The organism is Paracoccus marinaquae, assembly GCF_018860165.1.
Classification (GTDB): domain Bacteria; phylum Pseudomonadota; class Alphaproteobacteria; order Rhodobacterales; family Rhodobacteraceae; genus Paracoccus; species Paracoccus marinaquae.
On record NZ_JAHKNG010000027.1, the window covers coordinates 43,312 to 50,013 of the forward strand.

6 protein-coding genes and 1 pseudogene are annotated in these 6,702 nt (G+C 67.2%); 2 read left to right on the plus strand and 5 right to left on the minus strand.

The window, feature by feature from the left end; translation table 11 throughout:
* From KNW02_RS14185 to iolG, 4 genes are all read right to left on the minus strand, one after another.
* Positions 1-1,107 (minus strand): ABC transporter permease, encoded by a 1,107-nt coding sequence (locus KNW02_RS14185; protein WP_216033936.1) that lies wholly within the window; start codon positions 1,105-1,107, stop codon positions 1-3.
* Positions 1,108-1,179: 72 nt separating this feature from the next.
* A complete protein-coding gene (locus KNW02_RS14190) occupies positions 1,180-2,097 on the minus strand; it encodes a sugar ABC transporter substrate-binding protein (RefSeq protein WP_216033937.1) in 918 nt (305 codons plus the stop codon).
* Between the two features lie 79 nt (positions 2,098-2,176).
* Positions 2,177-3,001, minus strand: a complete 825-nt coding sequence (locus tag KNW02_RS14195) for a sugar phosphate isomerase/epimerase family protein (RefSeq protein WP_216033938.1) — start codon at positions 2,999-3,001, stop codon at positions 2,177-2,179.
* Positions 3,002-3,003: 2 nt separating this feature from the next.
* On the minus strand, positions 3,004-4,011 hold the full coding sequence (gene iolG, locus KNW02_RS14200) for an inositol 2-dehydrogenase (RefSeq protein WP_216033939.1): 1,008 nt from the start codon (positions 4,009-4,011) through the stop codon (positions 3,004-3,006).
* Between the two features lie 146 nt (positions 4,012-4,157).
* Here iolG and KNW02_RS14205 point away from each other — a divergent pair, with 146 nt between their 5' ends.
* Positions 4,158-5,159, plus strand: coding sequence for a LacI family DNA-binding transcriptional regulator (locus KNW02_RS14205; protein WP_216033940.1), 1,002 nt, complete (start codon positions 4,158-4,160; stop codon positions 5,157-5,159).
* Between the two features lie 43 nt (positions 5,160-5,202).
* On the opposite strand, the gene KNW02_RS14210 is transcribed toward KNW02_RS14205, so the two are convergent.
* Positions 5,203-6,333, minus strand: a complete 1,131-nt coding sequence (locus KNW02_RS14210; protein ID WP_216033941.1) for an alpha-D-ribose 1-methylphosphonate 5-triphosphate diphosphatase — start codon at positions 6,331-6,333, stop codon at positions 5,203-5,205.
* A 214-nt stretch (positions 6,334-6,547) separates the two neighbouring features.
* Here KNW02_RS14210 and KNW02_RS14215 point away from each other — a divergent pair.
* Positions 6,548-6,702: pseudogene (locus KNW02_RS14215) on the plus strand (IS5/IS1182 family transposase); the annotation flags it as partial.

Consider the following 6,702-nt stretch of genomic DNA (forward strand, 5'->3'; position numbering starts at 1 on the left):
TCAACGCTCTCCCGTCACGCGCTTGCGGATGACGTTGTTGAAGACCACGGCCAGCAGAAGCATCGCGCCCAGAAAGACCTGGAACCAGTCCTGATCGAAATCGGTATAGGTCAGCCCGATCGTCACCATGCCGAAGATGATGGCGCCGAAGAAGGCGCCGATGGCCGAGCCATAGCCGCCGGTCAGCAGGCAGCCGCCGATCACCGCGGTGATAATCGCCTCGAACTCCTTCATGAAGCCGCGCCGGGCATCGGTCGAGCCGGCGTCGATCACGGTGATGACCGCGACCAGCGCCGCGGCGCAGGCGGTCAGCATGAACAGTGCGATCTTGACCCGCCGGACCGGCACGCCGGAATTCGCCGCCGCATTGTCATCGCCACCGGTGGCGAAGATCCAGTTGCCGGCGGGCGTGCGCAGCAGCACGAAGGTGCAGACCAGCGCCATCAGGATGAACCACAGGATCTCGACCGGGATGCCGGGCACCTTGGGGGCGCCGGACCCGAAACTTTCGACGATGCCGCGCTCGGCCAGCCAGCGGAACAGCCCGCCGAAGGCATCGCCCGAGAAGAACGGGGTCAGAAAATCGCCCTGAACCGCGTCGCGCACCCCGCGCAGCTGGGTCGAGCCGCCGGTGAACAGTTTCAGCCCGACCAGCGAGGCACCGCGCAGGATGAACAGGAAGGCCAGCGTCACGATGAAGCTGGGCAGGCCGGTGCGGATGACGACATAGCCGTTCAGCGCCCCCATGGCGGCGGCGGCCAGCAGCGTCACCGGGATCGCGACGATCAGCGGCAGGCCCATATTGACCGCGAGGACCCCGAAGATCAGCCCGGTGAAGGCCACCATCGAGCCGATGGACAGGTCGAACTCACCGCCGATCATCAGCATCGCCGCGGCAATGCCGAGGATGCCCAGCTGCGCGGCGGGCGTCAGGAAGTTGACGATGCCCGAAAGCGTGAACATGGCGCTGTCGGCGGTGATCAGGAAGAAGATCGTCACCAGGATGACGCCGCCGATGGCGCCGAGCTCTGGCCGTTTCATCAGGCGGGTGACGAACGATTCGGATTTGATCCGTTCGTCCGCCGGAGACGTAGCGTCCGTCGTCATGGGGGTCCTCCACCCGGATGGGAAAGATGTGGCAGGCGCGCGGCGCATCCGCCGCGCGCGCAGGGATCGGCCTCAGCGAATGCCCTGGGCGGACAGTTCGACCACCTGCGCGGCCTTGTCCTGAGTGATCAGGTTCGGCCCCGAGGGCACGTCGCCGCCCGGCATCAGCCCGTATTTGGCATGCAGCGCCAGGAAGTTCACCGGCAGATAGCCCTGCAGGAACTGCTGCTGGTCGATGGCGAAGGCGGCACGTCCGTCGGCCACCGCCTCGAGAAAGCCCGCCGACATGTCGAAGGTGGCGATCAGCACGCCCTCGCGGCCGACTGCGGCGGCGGCTTCGACCGAGGGTTCGCCGACCAGCGTGGCGTTCAGGCCCAGGACCGCGTTGACATCGGGATCGGCCTCAAGTGCCGCGCGCACCTTGGACTGCACCTCGGTCGGATCGGCCTGGGTCGGGATCACCTCGACCGGGTTGCCGAACCCCTCGGCAAAGCCCGCGCAACGCTGGTCCAGCGCGACATTGCCGACCTCCTGGTTGACGCAGATGCCCTTGGTGCCGCCCAGTTCGGCCAGTTTCCTGCCGGCAGCGACGCCCGCATCGTATTCCGACTGGCCGACATGCAGCAGGATGCCCAGATCGGCGGCCACATCACCGCCCGAATTCATCGAGATGACCGGGATGCCGGCCTCGATGGCGCGCTGGATCGAGGGCCCGAGCGCATCGGGATCTGGGATCGAGACGACCAGCCCGTCGGGTTCCTGGTTCACGGCGGCGTCGATCAGTTGGCTCATCTGGACCATGTCAAAGGTCTCGGGCGAGCGGAATTCGACATTGGCGCCGCTGTCCTCGCCGGCCTTGGCCGCGCCGTTCTTGACCACCGACCAGAACGGGTCGTTGGCCTGACCATGGGCCACGACAACGATGTCCTGCGCCAGAGACGGGGCCGCAAGGGCCATGGTCATGGCAGTAGCTGCAAGCAAGAATTTCATGTTTTTCCTCCCATTCGTGGTTATTCGGGCGCCTCCCCGGCACCCTGCTCATCCGGCGCGGATGGCGCCGGATGCATTCTCAGCCGCCCAATGCCCGGATCGCGCGGACCGAGCGTGACAGGATATCCTCCAGCCTGTCACGGAAACCCTCGCCCTTGTCCGTGTTGAACGGGTCGGGGCCGGGCGCGGCGGGTTCGATGATGATCGGGCCATCATAGCCGATTCGGTCCAGCGCGGCGAACTGTGCCGCGAAATCGGTATGCCCGTCGCCGATCGCGCCACGGTTGGAATCGGCGGCATGATAAAGCCCGATCCGGTCCCCGCCCCGGTCGAGGGCGGCGGCGGGATCGGCCTCCTCTATATTCATGTGATAGGCGTCGGGCAGCAGCGACAGGTTCGGCGCGCCGACGCGATCCAGAAGCGCCAGCCCCTCGGCCACGGTCCGCACCTGATGGCTTTCATAGCGGTTGAGGATCTCGAACACGACCGGCAGCCCGGCCCGTTCGGCAGCCGCACAGATGCGGCGCGTGCTGTCCGCCAGATGCGCGTCCTCGTCGGCCTGATCGCTGATGGGCCGGATCCGCTGCACCAGCCCGTGGCAGGAGATTCGCGGCAGGCCCGGGGGCTGGCCGAGACGCCCGGCCCAGACGATCAGGCGTTCGTAATATTCCACCGCCTGATCGCGGATCGCCCGATCAGGATGCGAGATATCGGCGTCGCCGGGCGTGATCGAAAAGATCGCAAGCCCGTGGTCGGCGAAGATGCGGCCAGCCTGTTCCGGGTCGATCCCGTCGATATCGCCGTGCAGTTCAACCCCGTCGAGACCGGCCCGGCTGACGCGGGCGGCGATGGCGGGCAGTTCCTCGCCCCCGAAGATCCATGTGCAGCAACCCGTCTGGCGCATGCTCAGGCCCCCAGCATGTCGGGCGTCACCGCCACAGTCGCGCCGGTCGCGGCCGAGCGCGTCGCGGCCTCGGCGCAGGCCAGCGCGGCCACCCCCTCGCCGAGGGTCACCGGCATCCTGGCCCCGGACCTCAGCGCATCGATGAAGGCGGTCCATTCGATTTCATAGGCCCGCATGTAGCGTTCGAGGAAGAAATAGACCGGCTTCGCGGCGCTTGCGCCCTCGGCGGTGATCTTCTCGACGGTGTTTTCCAGCACGTTCCTGGCCGACAGAAGCCCTTTCGAGCCCAGAAGCTCGATCCGCTGGTCATAGCCATAGCCGGCGCGGCGCGAATTCTTGATGACGCAGATGCGCCCGTCGTCCCATTGCAGCGTGACGACGGCGGTATCGACATCGCCGGCCTCGCCGATGGCGGGATCGACGATGGAACTGCCGGCGGCCGTGACCCGCGACGGGGCGCCGCCGAAGATCCAGCAGGCCATGTCGAAATCATGGATCATCATGTCGCGGAACAGCCCGCCCGAGACCCGGATATAGCTGACCGGCGGCGGCGCCGGATCGAAGGAGGTGATCGACAGCAGTTCACCCTTGCCGATCTCGCCCCGGTCGAAAGCCGCCTTGAGCGCGGCGAATTGCGGATCGAAACGGCGATTGAAGCCGATCATCACCGGCCGGCCGGTCGTGGCGACGTTCCTCAGCGCGGTCAGAGCGCGATCCAGCGACAGATCGACGGGCTTTTCGCACAGCACCGCCTTGCCGGCGGCGGTGGCACGCTCGATCAGGTCGGAATGGGTGTCGGTCGAGGTCGCGATCAGGACGGCGTCGATGCCGTCATCGACAAGGATCTCATCGATCGAGCGGACCTCGGCGCCGAAATCGGCGGCAAGCTTCTGCGCCGCCTCGGGGACCGCGTCGGCGACGGCGATCAGCCGGCTGTCCCCATTTGCGGCAATGGATCTGGCGTGGACCTGACCGATCCGGCCAGCACCCAACAGCGCAACCCTCAGCATCCTGCACCCTCCCTCGAATCGCCACAGGCCTGTTGTTAGCGCCGATACTTACTCTGCTTGCACGCGCGTGCAATAATTATTTTGCTCACGCGTGCAAATTTCTTTGCGGGCCGGATCCGGGCGGGTTAGGGTGAGGTATGAACGACATGCCAGACAACGCGGCGCCGGGTCCGGTGGTGACCGCCGACCATGTGGCCGAGGCAGCGGGGGTTTCACGCTGGACGGTCGCGCGGGCCTTCAAGCAGGATGCCTCGATCTCGCCCAGAAGCCGCGAGAAGGTGATGGCGGCGGCCAAGAAGCTGGGCTATGCGCCCGATCTTCTGGCCGCCTCGCTGGCCTCGGACCGGTCGCATCTGGTGGCGCTGGTCACCAATGACTTCAACAACCCCCACAAGCTGGTCCTGCTGGAGCGGCTGACCCGGATCCTGTGGTCGCATGGCTGGGGCACGCTGCTGGTCAACATGTCGGAAAGCGAGGATGCCTCGGCCGCGCTGCTGGCCGCCAGCCAGAGGCGGGTGGACGCCGCGGTGATGATCGGAACGCGCTTCGACGACCGGGTGCTGGATACGGCGCTTGGCGCGCGGCGGGTGAAGAAGCTGGTGGTCTTTGCCCGCTACAGCAGCAACCCGAACACGCTGACCATCTCGTGCGACGACCGGCTGGCGATGCGCGAGATCGCCGACCATCTGCTGAAAAAGGGCTACCTGCGCCCGGCCTTCATCGCCGGGCCGGACACCCAGTCGGCCAAGCTGCACCGGCTGGACAGTTTCCTCGGTTACTGGGCGCAACGGACCGGCACCGCCGTCCGGGCACAGCATGCCCGGCGCTATGATTTCAACGCCGCGATCGAGACGGTGAACGCGCTGCTGGACAGCGAGCCGGCCGATCAGCTGCCGGATGTGCTGGTATGCGAGAACGACATCCTCGCCATCGGTGCCACCGAGGCCCTGCGCCACCGGCCGGGCGGTCCGCAGCGCATCGCCGTCACCGGCTTCGACGACATCCCGCTGGCCGCCGCCCCGTCCTATCACCTGACCACCTATCGCCAGCCCATCACCGCCATGTGCGAAAATCTGCTGGACGTGCTGGCGGGGCCGCAGAAGGAGGACGTATTCCTGCCCGGCAAGCTGATCGAACGCGGCACCTGAGCCTGTCGGGCAGGCACCGGGACATTCCGGCCGGCGCCGACGCCTAACCGACCTGCCGCCCCCCGACCCAGACGCCGGTCAGCCGCGCGGTCCGGTCCAGGTCGGCCAGCCGGATCAGATCGGCGCGCAGGCCGAACTCGATCCGGCCGCGATCGGTCAGGCCGGTGGCGCGCGCGGGCGCATCGGTGACGGTGGCGATGGCGCGCGGCAGGTCGCCCCAGATCCGGGCCAGCTGGCAGGCGCCCAGAAGCAGGCTCGAGGGCACATAATCCGAAGAAATGATGTCCAGAAGCCCCGCCTCGGCCAGATCCCTGGCCGCGACATTGCCGGAATGCGACCCGCCCCGGATCAGGTTCGGCCCGCCCACCATCACCGCGATGCCGTGGTCGTGGCAGGCGCGGGCGGCCTCGGGCGTGGTCGGGAATTCGGCCAGCCGGGCGCCATGGCCCGCGCTGGTGGCGACATGGTCTTGGGTGGTGTCGTCATGGCTGGCCAGCACCGCGCCGATGCGCCGGGCGGCGGCGACGGCGCCGGCCTCATGCACCTCGCCATATTTCTGGCGCAGGCCCAGCAGGCGGTCGACATGGGCCTTGAACTGCGCGTCCGACAGGCCGTGCTTGCCCTGATGATACTGCGCCAGCTTGGACAGGTCACGGAACTGCCGCTGGCCGGGCGTGTGATCCATCAGGCTCAGCAGCCGCACCCGGTCGGTGTCGTCGAACTCGTCCAGTTCCTCCAGCAGCGATTCCGAGCATGTCTCGGCCCGCAGATGGATGAAATGGCTGATCCGGGTCCGCCCCGCCGCCGTCAGCGCATTGATTTCCGAGGCGATGGCGCGGGCATAGCGTTCATTCTCGACCGCCTTGCCGGACAGCACGCCGACCCTGAGCGCGTCGAAGACGGTGGTGATCCCGGCCGAGGCCAGTTCCCCGTCATGGGCGAGGATCGCGGCGGAATGCGGCCAGTCGACGCCGGGCCGCGGCTGGATATGACGCTCGAGATTGTCGGTATGCAGCTCGATCAGCCCCGGCGCGACATGCGCACCGGCGCAGTCGATGGCGCCTTCGGGCACCGCGCCGCCCTCGGTGATCGCAGCGATCAGGCCATCCTCCACATGGATGGCGCCGCGCAGGACGCGATCGGGCAGGATCAGTTCGGCATTGGCCAGGATCATGGGGCAGCAACCTCGGTCAGGGCGGTCAGGAAGGCGGCGCAGGCCGTCTCCAGATCGCCGGAATTGTCGACATGGGCAAGCTTCAGGGCGCCGGGCCGAAAGGCGGGTTCGCGGGCGATGCGCGCGGCGATGCCATCGGCCGTTTCGCGGGGCGCTGTTGCGCAAAATCTGGTTTTGGATTCATCCGGTGCATCCAGCGTGATAGCTGGGTCACATGAGCAGACCGATACCTCCGACCTGCAAGACCAGGAACTGGCGGTCCTATACCGAAGCGCTGAAGCGCCGGGGTTCGCTGACGATCTGGTTCGACCCCGAGATGATGTGGGAGGCCAAGCCGACCGGCAAGCGCGGCCGACAGCCTGCATACAG